This window comes from Streptomyces sirii, from assembly GCF_045690365.1.
Classification (GTDB): domain Bacteria; phylum Actinomycetota; class Actinomycetes; order Streptomycetales; family Streptomycetaceae; genus Streptomyces; species Streptomyces sirii.
Genome location: NZ_CP147982.1, coordinates 206,528 through 231,384, shown reverse-complemented (window position 1 = coordinate 231,384; position 24,857 = coordinate 206,528). Strand labels below are relative to the sequence as shown.

General features: G+C 68.8%; 18 protein-coding genes and 6 pseudogenes. 15 read left to right on the top strand and 9 right to left on the bottom strand.

Going from position 1 to position 24,857, the window contains the following annotated elements; genetic code table 11:
- Positions 1–221: 221 nt before the first annotated feature.
- Positions 222–635, top strand: a pseudogene (locus WAB15_RS01090) (Lrp/AsnC ligand binding domain-containing protein); the annotation flags it as partial.
- On the opposite strand, the pseudogene WAB15_RS01085 reads toward WAB15_RS01090, so the two are convergent.
- The 3 genes and pseudogenes from WAB15_RS01085 to WAB15_RS01075 form a co-directional block, all read right to left on the bottom strand.
- A pseudogene (locus WAB15_RS01085) lies at positions 614–772 on the bottom strand (IS5/IS1182 family transposase); the annotation flags it as partial. The pseudogenes WAB15_RS01090 and WAB15_RS01085 sit on opposite strands and share 22 nt — an antisense overlap.
- Positions 769–2,235, bottom strand: coding sequence for a hypothetical protein (locus tag WAB15_RS01080; protein ID WP_407284916.1), 1,467 nt, complete (start codon positions 2,233–2,235; stop codon positions 769–771). The pseudogene WAB15_RS01085 and the gene WAB15_RS01080, both read right to left, overlap by 4 nt.
- A gap of 211 nt (positions 2,236–2,446) precedes the next feature.
- Complete coding sequence (locus WAB15_RS01075; RefSeq protein ID WP_407284915.1) at positions 2,447–3,577, bottom strand: alpha/beta hydrolase family protein; 1,131 nt, start codon at positions 3,575–3,577, stop codon at positions 2,447–2,449.
- An 802-nt stretch (positions 3,578–4,379) separates the two neighbouring features.
- Here WAB15_RS01075 and WAB15_RS01070 point away from each other — a divergent pair.
- From WAB15_RS01070 to WAB15_RS01060, 3 genes are all read left to right on the top strand, one after another.
- Entirely contained in the window at positions 4,380–5,234 is an 855-nt protein-coding gene (locus WAB15_RS01070; RefSeq protein WP_407284914.1) for a papain-like cysteine protease family protein, read from the top strand.
- A gap of 269 nt (positions 5,235–5,503) precedes the next feature.
- Positions 5,504–6,181 (top strand): hypothetical protein, encoded by a 678-nt coding sequence (locus WAB15_RS01065; protein WP_407284913.1) that lies wholly within the window; start codon positions 5,504–5,506, stop codon positions 6,179–6,181.
- 460 nt (positions 6,182–6,641) lie between these two features.
- Positions 6,642–8,303: a serine/threonine-protein kinase gene (locus WAB15_RS01060; RefSeq protein WP_407284912.1), complete on the top strand. Its 1,662-nt coding sequence runs from the start codon at positions 6,642–6,644 to the stop codon at positions 8,301–8,303.
- Between the two features lie 164 nt (positions 8,304–8,467).
- Here the strand turns inward: WAB15_RS01060 and WAB15_RS01055 are convergent.
- Positions 8,468–8,689, bottom strand: a pseudogene (locus WAB15_RS01055) (IS6 family transposase); the annotation flags it as partial.
- Between the two features lie 234 nt (positions 8,690–8,923).
- Here WAB15_RS01055 and WAB15_RS01050 point away from each other — a divergent pair.
- The 9 genes and pseudogenes from WAB15_RS01050 to WAB15_RS01010 all read left to right on the top strand — a co-directional run.
- Positions 8,924–10,033, top strand: coding sequence for a LacI family DNA-binding transcriptional regulator (locus tag WAB15_RS01050; protein WP_407284911.1), 1,110 nt, complete (start codon positions 8,924–8,926; stop codon positions 10,031–10,033).
- 322 nt (positions 10,034–10,355) lie between these two features.
- Entirely contained in the window at positions 10,356–11,600 is a 1,245-nt protein-coding gene (locus WAB15_RS01045; RefSeq protein ID WP_407284910.1) for a sugar ABC transporter substrate-binding protein, read from the top strand.
- Positions 11,601–11,605: 5 nt separating this feature from the next.
- Positions 11,606–12,616, top strand: a complete 1,011-nt coding sequence (locus WAB15_RS01040) for a carbohydrate ABC transporter permease (RefSeq protein ID WP_407284909.1) — start codon at positions 11,606–11,608, stop codon at positions 12,614–12,616.
- Complete coding sequence (locus WAB15_RS01035; protein WP_407284908.1) at positions 12,613–13,497, top strand: carbohydrate ABC transporter permease; 885 nt, start codon at positions 12,613–12,615, stop codon at positions 13,495–13,497. Before WAB15_RS01040 ends, WAB15_RS01035 begins: the two co-directional genes overlap by 4 nt.
- A 117-nt stretch (positions 13,498–13,614) precedes the next feature.
- On the top strand, positions 13,615–14,817 hold the full coding sequence (locus tag WAB15_RS01030) for a glycoside hydrolase family 1 protein (RefSeq protein ID WP_407284907.1): 1,203 nt from the start codon (positions 13,615–13,617) through the stop codon (positions 14,815–14,817).
- 137 nt (positions 14,818–14,954) lie between these two features.
- The gene (locus WAB15_RS01025) at positions 14,955–16,376 is read left to right on the top strand and encodes a glucoamylase family protein (RefSeq protein ID WP_407284906.1); all 1,422 of its coding nucleotides are present in this window, start codon (positions 14,955–14,957) and stop codon (positions 16,374–16,376) included.
- Between the two features lie 214 nt (positions 16,377–16,590).
- Positions 16,591–17,040: an SRPBCC family protein gene (locus WAB15_RS01020; protein ID WP_407284905.1), complete on the top strand. Its 450-nt coding sequence runs from the start codon at positions 16,591–16,593 to the stop codon at positions 17,038–17,040.
- Positions 17,041–17,280: 240 nt separating this feature from the next.
- Positions 17,281–17,671: pseudogene (locus tag WAB15_RS01015) on the top strand (DNA-binding response regulator); the annotation flags it as partial.
- Positions 17,625–17,909, top strand: a pseudogene (locus WAB15_RS01010) (histidine kinase dimerization/phospho-acceptor domain-containing protein); the annotation flags it as partial. The pseudogenes WAB15_RS01015 and WAB15_RS01010, both read left to right, overlap by 47 nt.
- A gap of 42 nt (positions 17,910–17,951) precedes the next feature.
- Here the strand turns inward: WAB15_RS01010 and WAB15_RS01005 are convergent.
- The 3 genes and pseudogenes from WAB15_RS01005 to WAB15_RS00995 form a co-directional block, all read right to left on the bottom strand.
- Positions 17,952–18,816: pseudogene (locus tag WAB15_RS01005) on the bottom strand (NAD-dependent epimerase/dehydratase family protein).
- Positions 18,817–18,975: 159 nt separating this feature from the next.
- Positions 18,976–19,386 (bottom strand): hypothetical protein, encoded by a 411-nt coding sequence (locus WAB15_RS01000; protein WP_407284904.1) that lies wholly within the window; start codon positions 19,384–19,386, stop codon positions 18,976–18,978.
- Positions 19,383–20,519, bottom strand: coding sequence for a molybdopterin-dependent oxidoreductase (locus WAB15_RS00995; protein WP_407284903.1), 1,137 nt, complete (start codon positions 20,517–20,519; stop codon positions 19,383–19,385). Before WAB15_RS00995 ends, WAB15_RS01000 begins: the two co-directional genes overlap by 4 nt.
- A 252-nt stretch (positions 20,520–20,771) precedes the next feature.
- On the opposite strand from WAB15_RS00995, the gene WAB15_RS00990 reads away from it, so the two are divergent.
- The gene (locus WAB15_RS00990; protein WP_407284902.1) at positions 20,772–22,196 is read left to right on the top strand and encodes a hypothetical protein; all 1,425 of its coding nucleotides are present in this window, start codon (positions 20,772–20,774) and stop codon (positions 22,194–22,196) included.
- A gap of 110 nt (positions 22,197–22,306) precedes the next feature.
- Here WAB15_RS00990 and WAB15_RS00985 read toward each other — a convergent pair whose 3' ends face one another.
- Complete coding sequence (locus WAB15_RS00985) at positions 22,307–22,561, bottom strand: hypothetical protein (RefSeq protein ID WP_407284901.1); 255 nt, start codon at positions 22,559–22,561, stop codon at positions 22,307–22,309.
- Positions 22,562–22,626: 65 nt separating this feature from the next.
- On the opposite strand from WAB15_RS00985, the gene WAB15_RS00980 reads away from it, so the two are divergent.
- Entirely contained in the window at positions 22,627–23,142 is a 516-nt protein-coding gene (locus WAB15_RS00980) for a DinB family protein (protein ID WP_399150624.1), read from the top strand.
- 168 nt (positions 23,143–23,310) lie between these two features.
- Here the strand turns inward: WAB15_RS00980 and WAB15_RS00975 are convergent, their stop codons facing one another.
- Entirely contained in the window at positions 23,311–24,744 is a 1,434-nt protein-coding gene (locus WAB15_RS00975) for an amino acid permease (RefSeq protein WP_407284900.1), read from the bottom strand.
- Positions 24,745–24,857 lie beyond the last annotated feature (113 nt).

Sequence of the window (24,857 nt, the reverse complement as noted above, 5' to 3'; positions counted from 1 at the left end):
TCCGGTCAACGTCGGCTCCCTGCCCAGGTGTTCGACGGGAAATGGTCAGAGCGGAGATGGCCGAATTCCCGAAGTATCAAAGATCAGATCCCCGGCACTTGGCGGCCGCCCCCGTCCGTATGCCTCACACACCACGGACTACCGCCAACACCCCCTCTGCATCCGCAAGTTCAGCGAAGAACGCCCTGGTGAGCCGAAGTAAGTAGAGTTTTGGACGCGCACTTGCGCAGGATCCCGAAATAGCCTTCGCCGCGGCCGCCTCCGGGTCCTACAACATTCATGCCGTCGCGCACTGCCGTGACCTCGACGAACTGTTCGCATTCACTTCGGACCGCATCGGGTCTTTGTCTGGAGTCCAGAGCATGGCGGTCTCTCCTCTGCTTCAGCAGATCAAGCAGGCCGGCACGCTCGTGTCCGGCGACCGTCTCGTCGAGCCGCGCAGCGCTGTCGCGGCGTGGCGGGAGGCCACACGGCCGACGCGGCATGAGCGGGCCAACAGACGAACTGACCTCGGCGGTGGCGTGGACTGGCTCGTTCACCGGCAGCTCATGTCAGCCCCCGCAGGGTGGCCAGTCGCCTATCCAGCGAGGCTGAGATTGTGCAGATGGGCGATGTCCGCGTCGACGACCACCTGATGGTTCGTCGAGTACCGATAGTTCTTCGACTGCTCGGCCACCGTGTGATCGCGGGTCGGTACCAGAGTGCCGTCCACGATCAGCACGGCGTCCTTGCGGAAGCGGCGCCGCGGCGGGAGCGCAAGCTTCGGTCCTATGGTCGTAGGCGCAGTGCGGGTCCGACCGGGTGGGAATCGTAGTCATCGGTGCTGATCCGGGTGAGCGAGGAGCCGTTGCTCGTGATCAGCTTGTCGCTGTCGACCGGCCAGAGGCGCCGGTCGTCCAGGAGGAAGGCTCCGGGGCGTCCCGTGGCGGCCACGGCCTTCTGGCCGGCGTGGAGGGACGCGCCGTACGGGATTCTGTGGAACGTTTCCGAGGAGACGCCGATGCGCTGCCCGGTCACGTGGAGGTACGGTTCCGCCTTCGCGAACTGGAGCCGCCGTCCGTCGGTCACGTAGGTCGCAGGGAGTCCCTGTACCTGGATGCCGTAGCCCTCGAAAATGGCACCGACCCGCTTCGGCGAGAGTTTGGTGCAGGCTTTGCCGGAGAGCAGGTCGAGCCCGAAGCGGCCGGGGGTTCGCGGTGGGAAGGTGGTGGTGGACTGGACCAGGTCGATGGGGATGCGGCCACAGTCGCCCGTGCTGGAGGCGCGAGCGTGTTTGTCCGGGCGGGAGACGATGCCTGGGCCCTCAGTCCATGTCCCGGGCACGAAGCCGTCGGCGTAGGGGTGCACCCGCAGGTCGTTCCCGTCGAGGAAGTGCAGAACGGTGCCGTCCTGGCGGGGGCCGTTGCTGGCGACGATGAACGCGTCCAGCGCGTCGGAGTACTGCCAGTCCACCGAGAAGCCCTTGACCACGGAGAAACTGCGGTCGTTGTCGTCGGTCCGCGGCCGCCACCCGTGGGCGGTGGCGACCTCCACCCCCTTCTGGAAGGTCGGGTCGGCGGAACGCCATGCGAACTGGCCGCTGCCTCCAGCGTCGGCGCCGCGCCCGGTGGTGTCGGTGAACAGCAGGTAGAACTTGCCGTCGCGGTAGATGGCGCTGGGCTGGCCCGCGCCGTACTTGTTGGGACGGTTCACGTCGAAGGACGGGGAGATGATGGGCCGGCCGTCGTTCGCACGCTGCCAGTTGAGCCCGTCGGTGCTGGTGGCCAGGCCGATCTCGGTGCGGTTGGCAGGGTAGGGGTCCTTGATGCCCCCATAGAACATGTAGTAGGTGCCGTTGACGCGCAGCACGGACGGATCGCATGTGTGCTGGTCCCAGCCGTCGGATCTGCCGTTGAACACGCTCCGCTGCTGGCGGAAGGGGCCGCCGGGCGAGTCGGCTTCGGCGTACATGATGTCGTCGCCGGGGACCGTGTCGCCATGGGGGGCACCGCACCACCACATCCGATAGGTGCGGTCCTCCATGATCGACGGTGCGTAGTCGTAGGCGGTGCCGGGAACGAGCCCTGCAGGATTGGTCCGGTAGGAGTCGGAGGGCAGTTGGGCCAGTGCCTTGGCGCTCCCGGCCCCGGAGCGGCCGGGAGCCGCGGAGCCGGTGGTCGGGAGGAAGAGGAACAGGAGGAGGGCGAGGGCGATGCCGACCGGTATGGCAAGTCGGCGAAGGGATGCATTGGCCATGAGTGCCCCAAGTGAGTAGGCGTGAAGACACTGGCACGCCGAGCGTAGATGCGGGCCCGCGGGCTGACAGCTCACAAGCGTGCGTACCTCCGTGCAGGTCGGCCGCCCCAAGGGGGCGGAGTGTGGGCACGGTGGTTGAGGGCGTGACAGGTAATCAGTGATATGTCGTTGCGCTGAGCAGTGGCCGACGGTGACCTTCGGTCGGTTCGGTTCAGCGTATGAAGTCGACCTCTGGGTAATGGCGCGAGGGGCCGTCGAGGAGATCACTGTGCCGGTGGCGCAGATGCTTGTCGAAGAAGGCTGCGAGGTAGGTGCGTTGGACCTCGATGGAGCGGTTGGGGTCGATCGTGCCGAGTATCTGCTCCAGTTGGGGCGGGGTCAGCCCGAATGCACCGGGCGCCTGGGGGAACAGGACCTGGTGGTCGACGAAGGAGTTGTGCCCGGAGCCGCGCAGCTTCAGATCGAGCCGCTCTCCGTGCAGGTGTCTCCAGAACCGTGCCCAGCTCCGATCGCTGTTGCGGTTGTGGTGTTCGGAACTGAACAGCAGGAAGGGGCGGTCGAGCGGCTTGTCGATCGCCGACCCGAAGAGCTGGCCGTCCAGGTTCGCGCCGGCGTCGATCCTGGAGTCCGCGTGCATGGCCGCGGGCACGGCTCCTCCGCCGAGGGAAGCGCCGAACATCCCGATACGGTTGATGTTCACGGCTTTGGACAGCCCGTGGGGGAGCGGCTTGTGTTCCACGTCCGGGTTGTGGCCGTGGGCGATCCTGGACAGCTGGTTGATGACGAAGTGGGTGTCTGCCGCCCGGATGGCGATCGTGTGGGAGGAGTGGGATCCCGGCGGCATGGTGTTCACCTCATGCCGCCCGTCGGGGAACACTACGTCGCTGGAATCGTGGGTGTGGTCGAGAGTGACGACCAAGTAGCCGCGGCTGGCCAGGTCCTGAACCAGTGCGGTCGACTGGGCCCGGCTCCCGTGCAGCCCGGGCGAGTACAGCACCACCGGCAGCTTGCCGGCCCTGCGGTCAACCGGGGCGCCGGTGTGCCCGGCAGTGGTGGGAAGGGTCACCCCGCCCGGCAGCACCTGCTGGCTGACCGGGAGCTGCGCGGCGGGATAGTGGCTGGTGTGCGTGGCCGGATACCACAGCGAGACCATCAGCTCGCGCTGCTGTCCGGGCACCCACGGATCCGTGCGTGACGAGTCGCGCAGGTGGAGGTCGACCGTTCCGACGCGATAGCGCCCGGTCGGGGCGGGGAGGGTCAGCTGGCCCGGGGTTTGTGGCGCGTCCAAGGACGCCGCCTGGCCCGGGGCTTGATCCGCGTCCAGGGCCGTTGCGGCGGTCATGGACGTACCGGTGCTCTTTCCGGCGGCGACAGCGGGCGCGACTCCGGCGCCCAGGACGACGGCCAACGCTCCAGTGGTGCCGGCGGCCCGGGCACGTAACCGGCTGTGGCGCTTCCGCGCGTGCTTTGCGTGTTTCATGGGCGGCCCCGTCTTCATGGTGGCGATCGCCACGTGACCAGTGATCGGGTGGCGCTCATCGTAATAGGTAATTTGCCATGACCAAGCCAATCACCCTTGTTTGTGCGGAGAGTTCTTGTTACCGGACAGTTGGTGACGTGGGGGAGTTGTCGGCACGCCCTGAATTGCGCGGTGTCGCCCCCCTGTGTCCCGTGCCGCTGCCGGCCATACGGCTGGCCTTTCCCGCGGATCCGTTCTCGCGTGAAACGGCCTGTCGGTGCTCGTGGAAGGTGCGGTCGAGTCGACCATGTCGAGTGCCGATACGGGATACATGTGGAAGCGAGGCGGCCAAGCCGGGCGGCGTCGAGGCCCGGATGGCTCTAGGGCGGTATCGCTACTACCGTCTCCTTGCGCTACCACCGGTAACCAATACCAAATCGGTCGCTTTGCCACCGTGTTGATCACTCAGCGTGGGTAATCGACACGGCGGCGTTATGTTTTCTCTGGCCCTACTGTCCGGTAATTGAATGCCGTTGATGGAGCGTCATTGCCATGGGGGCTGCAAGTGCTGTAATAATTCCCCCACCTCGGAGCATCCACCTGCGCTTCCCTACCTGGCATCGCATTTACCTGCGAAGGCGCCTGTGGCATGCCCTGGGTATCCCCCACACGAAAGAGTTGAGATATGCGCTTACGCCGAGCCTTCACGCTGAGGAGAGCCTTAGCGGTAGCCGCGGCAGCCGTGGTTGCTGCCGGACTCCTCCTCACTGCCGGAAGCCTCGCCCAGGCGGGCTCCGTCACCGGAACCATCACCGGTGGCCAGGGCGACTACAGCACCATCAACGAACGCAAGGCACCCGACCTTTCCGCCCGGAACGTGGGAAAAGCCCACGTCGGCAGCGCAGTCTCCATGACCTGCCGGGTGCAGGGTGACGCCGTCGAAGGCGACTCCCGCTGGATCTGGTCCGACTCGGGATCCTTCTACATAGCCAACGCGTTCATCAAGGAGAACACCGACCGCCTACCGGTCTGCTCGTCCTCCCACCCCAAATCCGGTGGGCGCGTAGCCCTCGCCATAGATATGCAGAAGCAGGTTCAGGACCAATGGTGCTGGGATGCCTCCGGCCTGACCATCGCCAAGTACTGGGGATACAACCAGTACAGCCAGAACGACTTCTGCCGACTCGCCGCCCAGAATAGCTACCTCAGCTGCGACAACCAGCCCGCCACGCTCGACGACATGGCCAACGCCTGGGCCGGCATGGGCTTCTCCAACACCGGAAACGGCCTGTCCCGCAACGCGTCCTTCTCGGAGACGGGTGACGAGATAAGCGGCGGACGACCTTTCGCAGCACGCATCGGATGGAATTCCGGCGGCGGCCATATGAATGTCATCTACGGGTACGACCGATCGTCAAACACCATCGCGGTCGGCGATCCCTGGAAGTCCACCCAGACCTACACCTGGTGGAACTACGACGAATACGTCAACAACTCGTCGTTCCAGTGGACCCATTCCCGTATCGGCATTCACAAATAGGACGGGCGGCAATGCGCAGCAAGAAGAATTCCACAAACCCGGGTGTTGCTCGTTTCGCAGGCATAACCCTCGGCGCGACGCTCTGCGCGTCAGCATTCCTCAGCGGCCAGGCACGGGCCGCAGACGGCCCGGCGGGCGTACCCGACTACCAAGGCGCACGCCAGGCATTGCGGTCAGCGCCGGTCCACGACACCATCAGCCGATTCCTCAATGCCACGAATTCCACCGGGAATTCAGGGGCGGACGGCGGCCAGCAGGGCGCAGCGCCCATGGACGCCGGATCACGCGACGCCCCGCAAACCTTCAGTCTGAAGGACCCGGTCGCGATGTACGAGATCACCCCCGATTTCGTCTCCGGAAAGACGAAGCCCACCCCGGCCGGTGCGGTACGGCTGTCGTACCTGGCCTCCGAGGTCAACGGCGCGAACGGCCGGCGCGCCACCGCCCTGCTGGCCGGCCAAACGTCCGCCTCCGCAGGGCGGAAAACACCCGACTCCACGGGCCGGAAATGGCATCTGGCCGGAGTTCAGGACGGCAACACCGACATCGGCTACGCCAAGCAGGCCACAGCGGACTCGACGGTGTTCAGCGAACCGCAGATCCACGCTTGGTACCGGCTCACAAACGGCACGGTCCAACCCCTCAACCACGAAGCGAAATCCGGCCTCGGCGGTAAGCGGACGATGTCACTCAACGCCTACCAGAAACTCGTGCACGGCCGGTACGCCGACAAGCTGCCGGGCTCGACGTACGACCGCAAGGGCCTGGCCGGCGGATACGGGCCCCCGGCCGCGGCACGCAACGCCCCGTCCGCCACCCCGGCGCACACCGCCCCGTCCTCCGCGCCGATGCTGCTCGGCGGCTCGGGAGCGCTCGCGCTCGCCCTCGCGGGCGGCACGCTCGGCTTCCGCGTCCACCGCAAGCGGGCACGCACCCGGACCAGTTGACGCCCACATAGACAAGTTGATGCGCACGCGGACGAGTTGAGCATCCGTCCAAGCCCCGCCGCCCGCTGTCATCGGTAATGCCACTGGGCGTGCGGCTGCTCGCAAGGGGGCTCGGTCCGTCGACGCGACAATGCACACCCTCGCGGCCGTGACCCGGCACTCCGCCGCACCACGGCACAGTACAAACAGAATAAACAGAACAAGGCGAACGCATGCTCCGAAGCGCCATGCGGTCCGTCGCCGTCCTGATGCCCCTCCTCGGTCGTGACACTGGCCGAGGAGGGGCTGCGCCCATACGTACAGGCCCCACCCATACGCTCTGTAGATCCGACGCCGGCCGCGTCCGAGATCTCCTCGGCTGCTGAGGTGACTCAGCGGGTGCTTCGCGAGATCGCGGTCAGGTACACGGGCTGACCAGGTCGGGAGCTGGTCGGCTCGGAGCATGACATACGTTGGCCGGGTGATTCCCAGTGAAAAGCGGCGGCTGGTTGCCGACCGGTACCTTCTGACCGACCTGGTGGGACGCGGCGGCATGGGTGCGGTCTGGCGTGCCACCGATCAGCTGTTGCAGCGCACCGTCGCGGTCAAGGAGCTGCCCTTCGGGGGCGACGGCGAAGGCTCCCGGCGGGCGCTGCGTGAAGCCCGCACCATCGCCCGTGTTTCCCACCCCCACGTCATCGACATCTACGATCTGGTCGAATACGGGGACCGGCTGTGGATCGTCATGGAACTCGTGGAGGGCCCGTCGCTCTCCCGTCACCTTGACTCTGTGGGCCCGCTGTCCCCGTCCAGAGTCGCCGAGATCGGTCTGCAGCTTCTCGACGCCCTCGGAGCGGTGCATGCGGCCGGTGCCCTCCACCGGGACGTGAAGCCGGCCAACGTGCTGCTGCGTGGCGACGGCAGCGTCGTCCTGAGCGACTTCGGCATCGCGGCCCTGGCCGACGGCGAGTCGCTGACCAACACCGGCGAGCTGATGGGCTCCCTCGACTACATCGCCCCCGAGCGGCTGCACGGCAAGCCGGCGGGGCCGCCCAGCGACCTGTTCTCGCTGGGAGCCACGCTGTGCGTACTGGTCTCCGGCCGCTCTCCGTTCGCGCAGCCGTCACCCGCCGCTGTGCTGCACGCTGTTGCCTACGACGAGCCCGACATCCCGGACTGCGCAGGCCCGTTGGGCACGCTCATCGAGGGGCTTCTGCACAAGGATCCGACGAAGCGTCTCTCCGCAGCCGACACGGTGGACGCCCTGCGGTCGATAGGCACCCAGGAGCCGGGAACGCTCAAGCAGACCCTGCGGGCACCCACCCTCCCCCCACAGCCCCGGAGTCGCCGACTGCTCTGGGTGGCGGTGTCGCTGGCCGCCGTGCTGCTCGCGGGCGGTGCCGCCACCGCGTTTCTGATGAACCGTCCGCCGACACAGCACGCGGCGTCTGCTGCGACACACGCGACGCGGCAGATGCCGCCTGACGCGGTGATGCAGGTGCCGGATAACCGGAATCAGTATTGGGTGTTTTCGGGTGGTCGGTATGCGCAGGTGGAGATCGCTGATGGGGGTCATGCTGACAAGCAGGTGACGAAGCTGCGTTCGTTGAGTGACTGGTCGAGTCTGTCGGGGTTCTCTCGGATTGATGCGGTGATGCAGGTGCCGGATAACCGGAATCAGTATTGGGTGTTTTCGGGTGGTCGGTATGCGCAGGTGGAGATCGCTGATGGGGGTCATGCTGACAAGCAGGTGACGAAGCTGCGTTCGTTGAGTGACTGGTCGAGTCTGTCGGGGTTCTCTCGGATTGATGCGGTGATGCAGGTGCCGGATAACCGGAATCAGTATTGGGTGTTTTCGGGTGGTCGGTATGCGCAGGTGGAGATCGCTGACGGGGGGCACGCCGACACGCAGGTGACGAAGCCGCATCCGTTGAGCGACTGGTCGAGTCTGTCGGGGTTTTCCCGGATTGATGCGGTGATGCAGGTGCCGGATAACCGGAATCAGTATTGGGTGTTCTCGGGTGGTCGGTATGCGCAGGTGGAGATCGCTGACGGGGGGCACACCGACACGCAGGTGACGAAGCCGCGTCCGTTGAGCGACTGGAAGGGCAGTTTTCCGAGATCGGAAGAGAGCGCACGGTAGGTGCTGGTCGTCGCGGCGCCAGTAGGGCGTGTCTCGAAAGTGGATCTCGGTCGTGAGTTGATCTTGGCTCGTGGCACGTGGAGATCTGACGGACGAGCAATCGGTACCGGCACGCAAAGCCTCGGCAGATAGTCGTCGGTCGCACGGGCCCGGTGCCGCCGTCAGGGCTGCCGGCGGCGCAGCCGGGCGGCGTATTCGGGCCCGAACCGCTCATTCCAGGCCCGGATGCTCTCGTACGACACCTGGATGCCGCGCTCGAGGAGGAGCTCCTCCACGTCACGCAGGGACAGCGGAAACCGGTGGTACAGCCAGACCGCGTGCGCGATCACCCCGGTGGGAACCGGAAACCCCGGAACCCCTTGTGCGACGGCGCGGCAGCAGCGGATTCCACGAAGCCGCCCCCTCCCTGGAACGATCACCCCCCGATCGCCACACACGCCCCACCAGACAACCCGACGAAGCCGTACCCAGCGGTGCGGCTCTCGGTCCGCGATCGCCGTGATCGGCATCCGGGGCGGACCGTAACGTCGCTTGCCTATTCCTGCCGTCGGGACCTAGTGTGAATGCGCTTTCATCGTAGGTGCGCCCCGTAGGCGCATGTGCAGATCAATGGGGGATCCATGACCGATTCCGGCGCCGCCCCCACGGTGTACGACGTCGCGGAACGGTCCGGGGTCTCCATTGCCACGGTTTCCCGGGTCTACCGCAACCCCGAGTCCGTGCGGCCCGAAACCCGGGAACGGGTCCTCGCCGCAGCCCGTGACCTCGGCTATGTGCCAAGCGGCAACGCGCGTGGACTCGCCAGCCGTTCCACCGGCGTCCTGGGCCTGTGCTTCCCCGACTCCTCCGATCCGGACACGGACGCGGAGGCGGCCGAGGCCGCCGACGACGACGCGGCGATGCTGTATTCCGACCAGATCATTCGCGGCATGGAACGCGCCGCCCGCCGCCACGGGTACGCGCTGCTGATCGCGGCCTCGCTGAAGGACGGCCCGGAGAGCCTGGTCGCCAAGGTGGCCGGACGGGTCGACGGGTTCGCGGTGCTCGCGCGGACCGTGCCGACCGTGGAGCTGGAGGTCATCTCCCGGCGCCAGCCGGTCGTGATGCTGGCCGGGCCCCGGGAGAGCCTGGACACGGCGGATCGCCTGGATCACATCGAGGTCGCCAACTTCGACGGTCAGCGGGAGCTGACCCGCCACCTCATCGAGGACCACGGCGTGCGCCGCCCCGCCTACATCGGCTCTTCGGAGGAGTCTCCGGACGCGGAGGCGCGTTTCCGGGGCTTCCTGGCGGCCTGCCGTGACGCAGGGGTGGAGGTCGGCGGGGAGCCGGTCGTGCGCGTGGGGACGATGACGCAGGCGGAAGGGGCTCGTGCCGCGGAGGTGTTGTGCGAACGGGCCGGTGAGCGGCCCGATGCCTTCGTCTTCGCCAATGATCAGATGGCCGTGGGGGCCTTGCATGCGCTGGAGCGGCGTCGCGTGAAGGTGCCGGGCGATGTGGTGGTGACGGGCTTTGACGGCATTCCGCTCAGTCGCCTCGTGCGCCCGTCGCTGACCACCGTGCATCAGCCGATGCTGCGCATGGGTGAGGCGGCCGTGGAACTGCTGGTGGAGCGGCTGAGCGGCTCACGCACCGGGGATCCGGTGTCGGTGATGCTCCCCGTGACGGTCGTACGACGCGCGAGCTGCGGGTGCGGCGACGAAGAACCAGCCGGCCCGGGCGAACGGTGAGCCGAACCCGCACACCGTGAGCGGTGCACGGGTGATCAGGTACCAGAGCCACTGAGTCGACGGTTGGCTGGATTCGGTCGGCTTCTGCTGTGAACGGCGGCCTCGGGATGCCCGGGGTTGGGCGCAGTAGGCCCGACATCAGCTCATTCACTCTCGGTATATGAATCAGGACAAACGCGAGCGTTTATCCTCCTATTCATTCGAGGCTCGTTACGGGAACGTAACCAGACGTCCTCTTGTCGCGCTTCGAGGGTCGGCCGCAGAGTGATGTATGCGCTTACAGGGAGCGCATACATCGGCCACGCTCGACGAGGAGTCGTCCATGCACCACGCCGCCAGAACCACCTCGCTCGCCCTCGTTGTGGCGTCCGCTCTGACCTTGACCGCATGTGGCGGCTCGGGGGGCGCGGACGTGGGCGCCGAGGCAAAGCAGACGCTGACCGTCTGGGCCATGGGGACGGAGGGCGAGAAGCTCGCCGACGTCGCCAAGACGTACAAGAAGGCCCACCCCAACGTCACCGTCAAGGTGACCCCGGTCGGCTGGGACGTGGCACACCAGAAGCTGGTCGCCGCGGCCGCCGCGGGCAAGCTTCCCGACGTGATGCAGATGGGTTCGAGCTTCCTGGGCGAGTTCGCCGACATGGGGGCTCTGGAGCCGGTTGACACCAAGGCTTTCAAGCAGGACGACTTCTTCCCGGCCGCCTGGGACCAGGGCACCTACGACGGCAAGTCCTACGGTGTTCCCTGGTACGTCGACACTCGCGTCCTCTTCTACCGCACCGACCTGGCGAAGAAGGCCGGTCTCAAGGGTGCCCCGGCCACCATGGCGGACCTCCGGAAGGCGGCGGAGGCGTATCAGGACAAGGCCGGCACCAAGTGGGGACTGCACATCCAGCCGAGCGGACTGGACGCCGTGCAGAGCTTCTACCCCTTCCTGTACTCGGCCGGCGGCGCGGTCCTCGACGACAGCGGCAAGCCCGTCGTCAACAGCCCCGATGCCGTGAAGGCGCTGGAGAAATACGGCAGTTACTACGCCAAGGGTCTGAGCGACAAGACGTTCCGGCCGGGCTACGACGTCATGAAGGACTTCAACCGTGGAGCCGTGCCGATGTTCCTGGGCGGCCCGTGGCAGGTGGGCCTGCTGAATGACAACTACCCCGGCCTCAAGGGCAAGTGGGCCGTGGCCGCCGTACCGGCGGACAAGGCTTCGGTGTCGAGTGCCGGCGGGTCCAGCCTCGCGATCTCCGCCGACAGCACGCACAAGGCCGCCGCAAAGGACTTCATCAGCTACCTCGCCGACGCCAAGGGCCAGGCCGACTGGTACGAGCGCACCAAGGACCTGCCGGCCAACACCAAGGCGTGGGAGACGGGTGAGCTCGCCGGCGACGCGAACATGAAGGTGTTCCGGAAGCAGATGGAGACCGCCATGGCGCTGCCCGCCCAGCCCAAGCTGACCGAGATCACCTCCAAGGTCGACGACGCCATCGGGTCGGTCACCCAGGGCAAGTCCTCTGCGAAGGCGGCGCTGGACAAGGCGCAGTCCGCGATCGAGAGCCTGGTGGGGTAGCCGGTATGTCTCTGGTGACCAGATCGGCCGACGGCGCGGCCGTGTCGAAGACCAAGACCCGGCGGGCCGGCAGCGCGAACCCGCCGGCCGCGAAGCCACCGGCCGCGGGGGCGGGGCGGCGGGGCGGGCGCCGTTCGCTGGGTCGGCGCAATCTGCACGGCTGGCTGTTCTCCACCCCGTTCCTGGTGCTGTTCGGCGTCTTCATGCTGTTCCCGATCGTGGCGACGCTGTGGATGAGCTTCACCGACTTCGGGGTACGCGACGTCAGGCGGCCCCTGGAGGCGCAGTTCGTCGGCCTGGACAACTACGCGAAGCTGTTCGGCGACGACACGTTCCGCACGGCCCTGTTCAACACCGCCTACTTCGTGGTCGTCGGGGTGCCGCTGACCATCGTGCTCGGCCTGTTGGTGGCGCTGTTGCTGAACAACGGCATCGACCGGGCCCGTACCTTCTTCCGGGTCGGCTTCTACGCCCCGGTCGTCACCTCCATCGTCGCGGTCGCCGTCGTCTGGCGCTTCGTGCTCGACCCGTCGGACGGCCTGGTCGCCGGCCTCGCCGCCGAACTGGGCACGAAGGCGCCGGACTTCCTCGGCTCCGAGACCTGGGCCATGCCGTCGCTGATCCTGATGGCCGTCTGGCGCAACCTGGGCACCGTCATGGTGCTGTTCATCGCCGGCCTGCAGGCGATCCCCACCGAGGTGCGGGAGGCCGCGCGGCTCGACGGCGCCGGCGCCTGGCAGGAGCTGCGGCGCATCACCGTACCGCTGCTGCGGCCGACCATGCTCTATGCCACGGTCATCACCACCATCGGCTATCTCAACGTCTTCGAGGAGCCCTTCGTGATGACGCAGGGCGGGCCCTCCAACACCACCTTGACGGTGTCGCTGGACATGTACCGGGAGGGCTTCAACTTCTTCCACATGGGCTATGCGAGCGCCATGGCGTACGTCCTGTTCGTGGTGATCATGGGCGTCACGGTGCTCCAGCTCCGACTGCTGAAGGACAACACCCGATGAGCGCCCCCACGGCATCCGCGCAGACCGCCTCCACCCCGGGTGGCCGGCGTCGCGAGGGCCGCGTCCGCCGGCCTGTGCTGTATGTACTCGCCTCGCTGGGCCTGCTGGTGATGGCGGCACCGTTCCTGTGGATGGCGCTGTCCGCCTTCAAGACCCGGCAGGACCTGACGGCCAGCCCGCCGGTGTGGATCCCGTCCCGGTGGACGCTGGGCAACTTCAGCGCGTTGCTGGACCAGCTGGACATGCCGCTCTACTTCGTGAATTCGCTGGTCGTGGCCGTACTCGTGACCGTCTGCAATCTGCTGTTCTGCTCGATGCTCGGCTACGCGCTCGCGAAACTCGACTTCACGGGCCGCTCCAAGGTCTTCGGCACGGTGCTCGCCGCGCTGATGGTGCCGGGCAACCTGCTGATCCTGCCGCTGTATGTGCTGATGAGCGGGATGGGCCTGATCGACACCTACGCCGGACTCGTCCTGCCCTTCGCCGCGAGCGCCTTCGGGGTCTTCCTGATGCGGCAGTTCATGCAGTCGGTGCCGGACGAGCTGCTGGAGGCGGCCAGGATCGACGGCGCCGGCGAGTGGTACATCTTCTGGCGCATCGTGCTGCCCCTGGTCAAACCCGCCCTGGCCACCCTGACGATCTTCACGTTCCTCGGCTCGTGGAACAACTTCGTCTGGCCGCTGGTCGCCACCAACGACCCCGGCAAGTACACGCTGCCGGTAGCACTGGCGACCTTCGCCAACGACCCCAACCGCACGGTCGCCGGCGGCAACGGCATGCTCATGGCCGGCTCCCTGCTGGTGGTACTGCCCGTCCTGGCCGCCTTCGTCGTCCTGCAACGCCACTTCACCCAGGGCATTGCGACCGCCGGCCTGAAGTAGCTCCCGAGGCCCTCACTCAAACGGGCCGACCACCATTCGCCCGCGCACCAAGTGCTTCACCCGTGCTGCCCGCACGACCGGCCCGTCCCCCCCCGATCACAGAGACAGAAACGGACCATGACCGACACCTCCCTCCGCTTCCCCGACGGCTTCCTGTGGGGCGCCTCCACCGCCGCCCACCAGATCGAGGGCAACAACGTCAACAGCGACTGGTGGCGCAAGGAACACGATCCGGCGGCCAAGATCTCAGAACCCAGCCTGGACGCCTGCGACAGCTACCACCGCTGGGAGCAGGACATGGACCTGCTCGCCCACCTGGGCTTCACCGACTACCGCTTCAGCGTCGAGTGGGCCCGCATCGAACCGGCCCCCGGCGCCTTCTCGGCGGCAGAGATCGCGCACTACCGCCGCATGGTGGACGGCGCCCTGGCCCGCGGGCTGCGCCCCATGGTGACCCTCCACCACTTCACCGTGCCGCAGTGGTTCGAGGACCTCGGCGGCTGGACCGCCCACGGCGCCGTGGAGCTGTTCGCCCGGTACGTCGAGAACTGCGCGCCGATCATCGCCGACGGCGTCCGCCATGTGTGCACCATCAACGAGCCCAACATGATCGCCGTGATGGCGGGCCTCGCCAAGCGGGGCGAGCAGGGCTTCCCGCCCGCCGGACTGCCGTACCCGGACAAGGAGACCACCCACGCGGTGATCGCCGCGCACCACGCCGCGGTCAAGGCGGTACGGGCCGTCAACCCGGACATCCAGGTCGGCTGGACCATCGCCAACCAGGTCTACCAGGCACTGCCCGGATCCGAGGAGATCACCGCCGCCTACCGCCACCCCCGAGAGGACGTCTTCATCTGGGCCGCCCGCGGCGACGACTTCATCGGCGTCCAGTCCTACACCCGTACCAAGGTCGGTACCGACGGCCCCGTGCCCGCCCCCGAGGACGCCGAGCGCACGCTGACCCAGTGGGAGTACTTCCCCGCCGCCGTGGGCCATGCCCTGCGCCACACCGCCGACGTCATCGGCCGCGACATGCCGCTGATCGTCACCGAGAACGGCATCGCCACCGGCGACGACATCCGCCGCATCGACTACTACACCGGCGCCCTCGCAGCCGTCGCCGCTGCCATCGAGGACGGCCTCAACGTCCAGGGCTACCTGGCCTGGAGCGCCCTGGACAACTACGAGTGGGGCTCCTACACGCCCACCTTCGGTCTCATCGCGGTCGACCCGGTCACCTTCGAGCGCACACCCAAGCCGTCCGCCGTATGGCTCGGCGCGCTCGGCCGCACCCGTGAACTGCCGCGCACCGCTTCCTGACCACGCCACCGCACCACCGCGCCCGGCGGCCACCGCCACTGCCCCATGCGCCCGGGAGCCGGTGGCCCCTGACACCCACCGGCTCCCGCCCCACCGTCTCCCGCTCCACCGTCTCGCTTTCGAGGAGTTGAGCCCGTATGAACCGTCGTCGCTTCCTCACGACTGCCGCCGCAGCAACTGCGGCCGTCTGTGCCACCGGATCCACCACCTTCGCCGCCACGGCACCCCGTGCCCGCACCGCCTCGGACACCGCCCCGCTGCGCACCTGGTTCGAAGCGACCTACCGCTCGATCACGGCCATGACCACGGACTTCGGTCTGACCGCCGACAAGATCGACGCCAGCCGCCCAGGGACCCCCGTCCCCTCGCCGCAGACCTCGCCCACCAACATCGGCTGCGGGATGTGGTCCACGGTGGCCGCGGCCGGCCTCGGCGTCATCTCCCCGTCGCTCATGCACGACCGTCTCGCCCGCACGGTCGCGGCCGTGGAGAGACTGGAACGCGCGCACGGCTTCTGGTTCAACTGGTACGACGCCCATGACGGATCGGTCCTCACGACGTGGCCCGAGAACGGAGACCCGGTCCGGCCGTTCCTGTCCACCGTCGACAACGCCTGGCTGGTCACCGGCCTGAAGATCGCAGCCGACGCCGACCCCACGCTGCGCCCGCGCATCGCCCGACTCCTCGACGAAGCCGACTGGTCGTACTTCTACACCCCCTACGACCCGGCCGACCCGGTCGCAGGCCCCGGCCAGCTGCGCGGCGGCTACTGGCCAGACAAGCCCGGCAACGGCGAACCCACCGGCTTCCACTACGGAGCCCTGAACACCGAACCCCGCATGGCCAGCTACCTCGGCATAGCCGACGGCTCACTGCCCACCGACCACTACTGGCACCTCCATCGCACCCTGCTCCCCGGCATGGGGCAGGAACAGCAGCCCGAGGGCAGCTACGTCACCGTGGACGGCGTACGCGTCTGGCAGGGCCACTACACCTACCGCGGCCGCAAGCTCGTACCGACCTGGGGTGGCTCGATGTTCGAGGCCCTGATGGTGCCGCTGTTCGTGCCCGAGGCAGAGTGGTCGCCGAAGTCCTGGGGTACCACCCACCGGCGCTACGTGCGCAGCCAGATCGAACACGGCCTGATGGAGGAGAAGTACGGCTACTGGGGCTTCTCGCCCGCCAGCATCCCCGAAGGGGGATACCGCGAATACGGCGTCGATGCGATCGGCATGCAGCAGGACGGCTACAACAGCCTCGCAGTGGTCACCCCCCACGCCTCCTTCCTGGCCCTGCCCCAGGCACCCGACGAGGCCATCGCCAACCTGGAGGCGCTCGCCCGGGACTTCGACGCGTACGACGACCGCTACGGCTTCCGCGACTCCGTCGACGTCACAACGGGCCGCGTCAGCGACTCCGTCCTCGCCCTGGACCAGGGAATGATCGCCGCCGCCCTGGCCCAGCACCTGCACCCCGGACTCCTGCAACGCCCCTTCCGCACCGCCGGCTTCCGCTCACGGGTACAGCCCCTACTGAACAAGGAGCAATTCAGCATCTGAGCCCGGGTCTGCGCCGGTACGTCCTTGTCGTCCCCGGCTCTACGCAGCGATCGTGGACCGATTCACCGTCTACGCGCACATCGTCGAGAGCGGAGTCGACCCATTCCGTCCCGCGCAGACCCAGGAGAGGCGCCGAGCCTGAGATCGGAGCTGCTGTCGGCCCCGGGCAGGGGCCTGGAACAGGCCCGGAATCCTCAGCGCCTAGGATGAGCTTGTGCAGCATTTCGAGGTCGTGACAGCCGTCGCCGCACCTCCGGACCAGGTGTTCGCAGTATGCCTGGACGTGGAGGCGCACACCCGCTCGATGGCCGATTCGTCGGAGCGAGCGGTTGGCGGCAAGACCCGGGGCGAGCTGGCGTTTGGTGACACGGTGACCTTCCAGGCCCGCCATCTCGGCCTGACCTGGCGACTCAAGGCCCGCATCACTTCCTACGACCGGCCCCGATGTTTCGTGGACGAGCAGGTGTCCGGACCCTTCAAACGATGGCGTCACGCCCACCACTTCGAGCCGGACGGCGACGGTGGCACCATCATGCGGGACGTCATCGACTTCGCTTCTCCGCTGGGGCCTGTCGGACGCATCGTCGACAGACTCCTCCTGAGCCGGTACATGCCCCACCTCATCAGAGTCCGCAACGCCTACCTGGCCAGGACTTTCGACTGAGTGGGTCGGGACAGACACGACCGAGGCCGGCGCCCAGAGAGCGTCGGCATGGGCCTTGCCGAATTCGTCCGCTCTTCGCCCGGCCGGGCCATGGCCCGGCCACCGTCGCCAGGCCCGGCGCTGAGCAGGGGGCGGGTGATGACCCTCGGTTGACTCGGCGGCGACTGCACCAATGCCCTTCGCGGTACCCGTCGCCTGTGCAGCCGAAGCGGGGGAGGCCGGCGTGCCGGATACGAGGGCGGTGACGAGGAGGACCGGATCCTCGGCCTGGAGGTCGGGGCGGACGACTACGTCACCAAACCCTCCAGCCCCCGCGAACTCGTCCTCAGGGTGCAGTCGGTGCTGCGCCGTGCCGCGAGCACTGGCCGCCGCTCAAAGAGCACCCCGGCCCAGTCCCGGCTGCGCGCCGGACCCCTCGCCCTGGACCCCAACGCTCGCCGCGCCACCCGCCACGGCATCGAACTCGCCCTGACCATCGGAGAATTCGACCTTCTGGAGTACTTCCTACCTGTCCACCGTCACCGTCCACGTGCGGCGGCTGCGCGAGAAAATCGAGGGCGACCCGGCACGCCCCCGCCTGATCAGCCCTGGAGGACTCCCGACGCGAACTGGTCGCCTGGATCTCCCATGACCTGCGCACCCCACTCGCCGGACTGCAGGCCATGGCAGAGGCCCTGGAGGACGGCATGGCCGACGACCCGGGCGTCTACCACGCCCGTATCCGCGCGGAGGTCGAGCGGATGAGCGGCATGGTCGGCGACCTCTTCGAACTGTCCCGCATCCAGGCCGGCGTGCTCGCCCTGAACACCTCCCGGATGTCGGTCTACGACCTGGTCGGCGACGCGCTCGCGGGCGCCGACGCCCTGGCCTTCGCGTTCGCCGGGGCCGGCGTCCCGGCCGGAGGGAGGACGTCAGCCGGCTCGCAGCGAGTCCGTCGCGAACTCCGCCATTCCCTCCCTGAACGCGACCTCGGGCTTCCAGCCCAGTTCGTCGCGCAGCCTGTGCGAGGAGGCGGTGATGTGGCGGACGTCGCCGAGCCGGTACTCACCCGTGACGACCGGCGTCCACCCGCCGTGCGCTTGGGCCAGGGCGGCGGCCATCTCGCCCACTGTGTGCGGCTCGTCGCTGCCGACGTTGTACGCCCGCGTGGTCCCCTCCGGCAGACCGGGCAGACCGTCCAGAGCCGCGCGGTTGGCCCCGGACACGTCCCGTACATGGACGAAGTCCCGCCGCTGTGGCGGCGTAGACGTTGCGCGGATCAAGCGGGGCGTCCTCGGCCACCAGACCGGGGGCGAGCGGCTCACCGCACCTCGGGCAGGGCGGTTCGAAGCGTCCCGCCTCCAAGTCGGCCACCGTGCGCGGCCCCGGCCGTACGGCACCGTGCTGCGGGCACTCGTAGCGTCCTTCTCCGTAGACCACCATCGAACTCGCCAGCACCAGACGCCGTACCCCGGCCTCGGCCATACCGGCCAGCAGCACCGCGGTGCCCAGGTCGTTGCAGCCCACGTAGGCGGGGGCGTCGGCGAAGTCCTTTCCGAGCCCGACCATCGCAGCCTGATGGCAGACGGCGTCCACACCCTGCAGGGCCTCGGCCACAGCCGCCGCGTCGCGGACGTCCGCATGCCTCCAGTCCACCCCGTCGGGGATCGGAGGGGACGTGCGGTGTGCGGCAGGCAACAGCGCGTCGAGCACGCGCACACCGTGCCCGGCGCTGGTGAGGGCGGCGACGACGTGCGAGCCGATGAAGCCCGCACCTCCGGTGACCAGGATCAACATGCCACCGACCGTACGGCCACGGGCCCGCCCGGCGACCGTACGACGCCGGAGCGTCAGGAGTTCGTAAGCCTTCCGGCAGCAAGCCGAGCGCTGCCCGGCTGTGCGGCCGCCACCGTGGGCACCCGTAAGACGGCCCGGCAGGCAGGAGTGCGGACGAACCTACGAAGGTGGCCGTCGACGGCTGCGGCGGGTCCCCCGCGCGGCCAGTACGAGGGCCGTGACCGTCGCCACCGCCACCAGCGTGAGCAGCCAGTTGCGCGGATAGTCCAGCGGTAGAACCGAGGAGTTGGCCGGCTTCCCCGGGCGCAGCAGTACCGGCAGGGCGACCGCCGTCAGAGCACCCGCCACCAGCAGTGCTCCCCGGACCGGCCCGCGCGCACTGCCGCGGACCAGCACCAGCCCGATGAGCAGCACCAGCGGCGCGATCACCGCGTCGTGCAGCACCACCGCCCCGCCGAGCCAGACCAGAACACCCGTCAGGTCGGGCACGTCCAGCAGCAGGGAGGCGCCGACGCCCATCAGTGCCAGACCGGCCACGCCCGTGAGCAGCCGCGTCACGCTCACCCTCATGACAGCACCTCCAGTCGGCCGACCCACTTGGTCTGCAGCACGCCGGGCCGGTTCGGAGCGATCAGACGCACCGGGTAACCGTGGTCGGGGGAAAGCTCCTCGCCGTTGAGGCGCAGAGCGAGCAGGGTCAGTGGATCGTGGGCGTGTTCATACCCCATCTCGGAGACCCGGTAGCCACCCCGCGTCTGCAGCGAGATCACCCGCACACGGGCGTGCGGCGGAGCGCCCGCACGCTCCAGGAGGTCCATGACCCGTACGCCGGTCCAGCGCGCCGACTTGCTCCACCCCTCCACACACGCGATCGGCAGCTCCACCTCGTGCTGCGGCAGGCCCCGCAGCTCATCCAGCGTCAGCGTGTAGGGTCGCGGCCCGGCGACCGTCAGGCGGTAGCGCTCGGCTGGAATCAGCCCGACTCCGGCCGCGGCAGCGGTGCGGTTGACCGGCAGACCCTGCGGGCCGTGGTCCGGATGGCGGGGTGCGAGCAGGGTGAGGTCCTTCAGGGGCGTGAAGGACTGGCCCACGGTTGTCACGGTGACCGCACCGACCGCCCCTGCCACCGCGGCCAGCAGCGAGCGCCGGCTGGGCCCGTCCTCCTCGGGCAGGGCCAGGGTGCCCGGCGACCGCCGACTCCAGTGGGCCCGGATCTCGGGGGCCTTGACCGCGATGTGCAGCACGAGTGATCCTGCCACCAACCAGGCCACGGCGTAGTGCACCGGCACGAAGGAGAACGGCCACGGATACCACTGCGCGGTGTTCAGCAGGCCCGTGGCCACTTCGAAGACGGCCGCCGCCACCAGCGCGGCCACCGACAACCGCTCCAGGGCGTGCCGTACCGACCGCACCGGCGGCCAGGCGAACAGCCGCGGGTACACCGTCCACAACTTCGCCAGCAGCAGCGGAATCGCCGCGATGCCCGAGGCGACGTGCAGCCCCTGCGTCAGCCGGTAGCCCCACGCCGGGCGGCTCGGCAGGTCATCGGCCAGCCAGTCGGGCGGATGCTGCAGCACATGGCTGATCAGACCGGTGACGAAGCACACCACGAAGGCGAGGCCGAGCCACCGCCCGATCGAGGTCGCCGTACGGGCGTCATGCAGCCTTCCCTTGAACACCGGCGGAAACAAGCGCGATTTCATGCCCTCCATCACAGTCGCCGCAAGGCCGCTGTGGAACACCTGAACCCCTTACGGAACAGGGACATCCACGTCTTGGGTGATCCGCTGTGACGGCCGCCGACACCTGGCCACCGCTACCCGCCTGAGGAGCACGGGCGCGCCGCCGGCACCCGCCGGTTCCGAAGCGCTTTCAGCGGCACCGACTCATGACGGGAGTCTGACGTCGCGGGCCGCTCCGGGATCGCGGCGCGTGTGGAGCCTACGGTGAAGGGTGTGCCCTCCACGCCGCCCACGCACCCTCGGCCCTCCCCGTACGAGCCCGCTGCACCGGAGACCGGCACCCCGGACCCCGGCAGCGGCCGCCGCCTCGACCTCGCCGCCGGAGGCGCCGCCCTCGCGCTCTTCGCGGTGGTCGCGAGTGTCGGCGCGTACCTGCTGAGCCGCAGCCCGTCCCTGCATGTGGGCTGGCCGCCACTGATGGCCGACTGGGGTCCGCACCTGGGCCCCGGCACCCCGGCCGCGGTGGCCGTGGCCGCCCTGGCCGTCGGCTACGGTCCCCGTCTGGCCGGCCGGCTGCCGTGGCGGACGATGCCGTGGGCCGCCTGGGCGGTGGCCATGGCGTGGACGTGGTCGCTGGCGCTGGTCGACGGCTGGCAGCGCGGCGTCGCGGGCCGGTTGACCCGGTCCGGTGAGTACCTCCGCGGGATCGACCGGTTCCAGCACTTCAGCAGCACCGTGCACGACTTCACCGGCCACATCCTCATCAACTCGCCCTCCAACTGGGGAACCCACATCGCAGGTCACCCGGTCGGGGCCGTGCTGACCTTCGTGGGGCTCGACCGGATCGGCCTGGGCGGCGGCGCCTGGGGCGGGGTCTTCTGCATCACCGTGGGCAGTTCGGCAGCGGCCGCCGCGCTGGTGACCCTGCGCCTGCTGGCCGGTGAGGGCCGGGCGCGGGCGGCGGCGCCCTTCCTCGCACTGGCCCCGGGCGCGGTCTGGGTCGGGGTGTCCGCCGACGGCTACTTCGCGGCGGTCGCCGCCTGGGCGCTGGCACTGCTCGCCCTCGCGGCCACCCGAACTCGCGGCTGGCAGAGGGCAGTTGCCGCCTCAGCAAGCGGCCTGCTGCTCGGCGTGGCGGTCTACCTGTCGTACGGGCTGATCCTGCTGGCGATCCCGGTCCTCGCCGTACTGCTCTGCACCCGCAGGGCCCGGCCGCTGCTCTACGTCCTGCCCGCCTGCGCCGCCGTCGTCCTCGTCTTCACCCTCCTGGGCTTCAACTGGTGGCAGGCGTACGGCCTGCTCAGGACCCGCTACTACCAGGGGTACGGCGGGGTGCGCCCGTACGCGTACTGGGTGTGGGGGAATCTGGGCGCGGTGGTGGCGGCCGCGGGCGTGGCCGCCGCGGCGGGGCTGCGCCGGGCGCTGGCGGCCGCACCCGCCGCCGTCCGGCAGTGGCGGCGGCGCGCCGACCCGGAGGCGCTGGCGGCCGTCGTGCTGCCCTGCGCCTTCCTGCTCGCCATGCTGGCCGCCGACCTGTCCGGCATGAGCAAGGCGGAGACCGAACGCATCTGGCTGCCCTTCACGTGGTGGCTGCCGGCGGCCGCCGTGCTACTGCCGGCCCGCGACCGCCGTGGCTGGCTGGCCGCTCAGGCGGCTACCGCCCTGCTGGTCAACCACCTGCTGCTGACCGACTGGTGACGCGTGTACGGCCTGGTGCGTCGCGGCCGCCTCCGGCCGTACAGCCGTACTGATCAGCTGAGTACCTTGGGCTGCCGGGGCGGGCACGTCGCCGGTCGGCCCGCAGGCCGTCACTCCGGCTTCAAGGGGGAGAACGCCTCTTGTACGTCGTGGGGTGCACTCGCAACGGCGGCGTGGTCGGGTTCGGCCCCGGTGACGTGGGGGAGGTGGATGATGGTGTCGAACTCAGTGACCAGCTCGCCCAAGAGCCACTCCGGGACACGGCAGAACGCGGGAGGCGCCATCACCGCACGGGTCCGATGAGCCATCACACCCCGGACAACTCGCACGAACACCCCGATGTCCCCAACCGTGATGAAGATCATCAATCTCGGAAGAGCCCGTAAATCCAGGTGTCCCTCTCCAGGCCGCCCCGGTAGCGTGCGCCGGCATGACATCGGAACTGGAACGCCCCCCGCTCCAAGCGGACGAACGCACCGCGCTCATCGGCTGGTTGGACCTGCAGCGGCAGATCCTGCGCTGGAAATGCGAGGGGCTGAGCGACGAGGACGCGCTCCGCCCGGTCATCCCGACCTCACCGGTCATGACGATGGCCGGTCTCATCTCGCACATGCGCTGGACCGAGCACCTGTGGCTGGAAGTGCTGTTCCTCGGTGGCGACGAGAAGCAGAACCCGTCGTTCGACGAGTCGAGCGAGGACGCCGACTGGCACACCGACGGCCGCCCCCTCGCCGAACTCCTAGCGGAGTACGAGGCCCAGTGCGCCCGCAGCAACGAGATCGTCGCAGCGGCCTCCTTGGACGACGTCGGCCGCCATCCCGACTTCCGCTCCGGCAGCGCCAACCTCCGCTGGATGCTGATCCACCTCGTCGAGGAGACGGGGCGGCACGCGGGGCATGCGGACATCGTCCGGGAGCTGCTCGACGGCACGAAGGGCTATTACTAGCGCGGCTCCGCGTAGCGGGCCCTTGCCTCAGGAGCCAGGCCAACACGCCTCACGCCCCATTGCGGGAGAGCCCGTTAGCCCTGCCTTGGTAGCCAAGGCAGGGCTTCCTCATGGACGGTGAGCGGGCTTCGATACCGTCCGCTGCCGACACAGGCTGGTCGCGCGGATTCAGCAGGTTGCCGCGGCATGAGCCTCGGCTTGGCTCCCGGTCTCGGCCTCGGCCCGGGCCTCGACGTCCTCGATGCCGCTGGGGCGTCCGGCGCGGACCCACCGGAGGTAGAGGGCCCCGGCGATGAGCAGGGTGGCGGCCAGAGAAAGCATCGGCCAGCCGCGCAGCAGGTTCACGGCGAGGGTGAAGGCGACCGCGGCGGCGGCGAGGGCGTTGACCCAGGCCAGCGCGGGCTTCCTCTCGGTGCGGGCGAAGCGGGTCATGGCAACCAGGCCGACCAGGAAGCTGACGAAGACGGCGACGGCGTAGAACAGGACCAGTTCCTGCTCCTCGCCCGCTGCGGCCACGATGATCACGCCGGCGGCGATCAGGTAGGCGACGACGGACCAGTAGGGGGTGTGGTGCTTGTTCGTCCGGCCGAGGACCGGGGGCAGTACCCCGGGAGCGCCTGCCGTTCCGGCCAGGGCCTTGAGCAGGCCGGGGCCGGCCTGGAAGGAGGAGCTGGCGGCGGCGAGCAGGAGCAGGGAGCTGGTGAGCTGGAACGCTCCGTACAGCCAGCCGGGTCCCGCGGCGGAGCGCGCGATGTCGGCGATCTGGGTGGAGTCGGCGGTCGGGATGCCGATGTGCAGACGGAGCGCGAGCGCGGTGAGCGCGATGGTCAGGCCGCCGACGATGACCAGGAGCAGGGCGAGGGTGCCGCGGCCGAACCGGCGGCGGTGGGCGTCGTCGAGCTGCCCGAGCTGAGCGATCGCGGTGGAGGGCGCTTCGACGCCGGTGGCCAGGGCCATCGCGACGGGGAAGGCGAGCACGACGGCCAGCGCGGCGGGCCGGCCCGCATCGGTGCTGACCGGGGCGTGGCCCATCGCGTGCGGGCTGACGAAGCCGAGGACCAGTACGGCGGCACAGACCGCGACGAACAGCACGGTCATCGCCGCGAACAGCAGACGGCCGCCGTGCCCGAACCAGGTCAGCCCGGCCACCAGAACCAGCAGCCCCAGGGCCAGCGGGACGCGTGCCCCGGCGAGCGCGGGGAACAGGGCGATCGCCGCACTGGCCGCTGCCGAGATGGAGATACCGATGGTCAGGACGAAGTCGACCACCAGGGCGCCGATGGGCAGGAAGGTCCAGCGCGGCCCGAACGCCCGCCCGGCCGCGGCGGCCGCGCCACCGCCCTTGGGGAAGCGGCGTACCAGCTGCCAGTAGTTGGCGGTCACCACGACGACCAGGCCGACCACCAGGGTCATGGTGGGCAGCAGCAGCGCCAGGTCACCGTGGAGGGCGCGCAGGGCGGCCTCGATGGCGTACGCGACGGAGGAGACCGGATCTGCGATCACCGCGAAGGCGAAGGCGATGAACAGCACCGACGTGCGCGGCTTACGGCTGGAGCGCACGGGTGGTATGGCCGCGGAGACGGCGGCCTTGGGGAGAGTCATGCGCGGGAGAGCCTTTCATGGCCGACGAAGTGGAGAAACTCACTGCATGCCGACCAGACTTCCCGGCTCACCTGGTGTTAACGATACGTCAGTGAGTCGCTACGGAAGTGCTA

Excerpts from the sequence above, each read along its gene's own strand:
- WAB15_RS01030 (WP_407284907.1), top strand. The coding sequence starts at position 13,615 with ATGACCGACACCTCCCTCCGCTTCCCCGACGGCTTCCTGTGGGGCGCC.
- WAB15_RS01000 (WP_407284904.1), bottom strand. The coding sequence starts at position 19,386 with ATGAGGGTGAGCGTGACGCGGCTGCTCACGGGCGTGGCCGGTCTGGCA.
- WAB15_RS00980 (WP_399150624.1), top strand. The coding sequence starts at position 22,627 with ATGACATCGGAACTGGAACGCCCCCCGCTCCAAGCGGACGAACGCACC.
- WAB15_RS01075 (WP_407284915.1), bottom strand. The coding sequence starts at position 3,577 with ATGACCGCCGCAACGGCCCTGGACGCGGATCAAGCCCCGGGCCAGGCG.
- WAB15_RS01070 (WP_407284914.1), top strand. The coding sequence starts at position 4,380 with ATGCGCTTACGCCGAGCCTTCACGCTGAGGAGAGCCTTAGCGGTAGCC.
- WAB15_RS00985 (WP_407284901.1), bottom strand. The coding sequence starts at position 22,561 with ATGATCTTCATCACGGTTGGGGACATCGGGGTGTTCGTGCGAGTTGTC.
- WAB15_RS01080 (WP_407284916.1), bottom strand. The coding sequence starts at position 2,235 with ATGGCCAATGCATCCCTTCGCCGACTTGCCATACCGGTCGGCATCGCC.
- WAB15_RS01065 (WP_407284913.1), top strand. The coding sequence starts at position 5,504 with ATGGACGCCGGATCACGCGACGCCCCGCAAACCTTCAGTCTGAAGGAC.
- WAB15_RS00975 (WP_407284900.1), bottom strand. The coding sequence starts at position 24,744 with ATGACTCTCCCCAAGGCCGCCGTCTCCGCGGCCATACCACCCGTGCGC.
- WAB15_RS00995 (WP_407284903.1), bottom strand. The coding sequence starts at position 20,519 with ATGAAATCGCGCTTGTTTCCGCCGGTGTTCAAGGGAAGGCTGCATGAC.
- WAB15_RS01025 (WP_407284906.1), top strand. The coding sequence starts at position 14,955 with ATGAACCGTCGTCGCTTCCTCACGACTGCCGCCGCAGCAACTGCGGCC.
- WAB15_RS01035 (WP_407284908.1), top strand. The coding sequence starts at position 12,613 with ATGAGCGCCCCCACGGCATCCGCGCAGACCGCCTCCACCCCGGGTGGC.
- WAB15_RS01050 (WP_407284911.1), top strand. The coding sequence starts at position 8,924 with ATGACCGATTCCGGCGCCGCCCCCACGGTGTACGACGTCGCGGAACGG.
- WAB15_RS01040 (WP_407284909.1), top strand. The coding sequence starts at position 11,606 with ATGTCTCTGGTGACCAGATCGGCCGACGGCGCGGCCGTGTCGAAGACC.
- WAB15_RS01045 (WP_407284910.1), top strand. The coding sequence starts at position 10,356 with ATGCACCACGCCGCCAGAACCACCTCGCTCGCCCTCGTTGTGGCGTCC.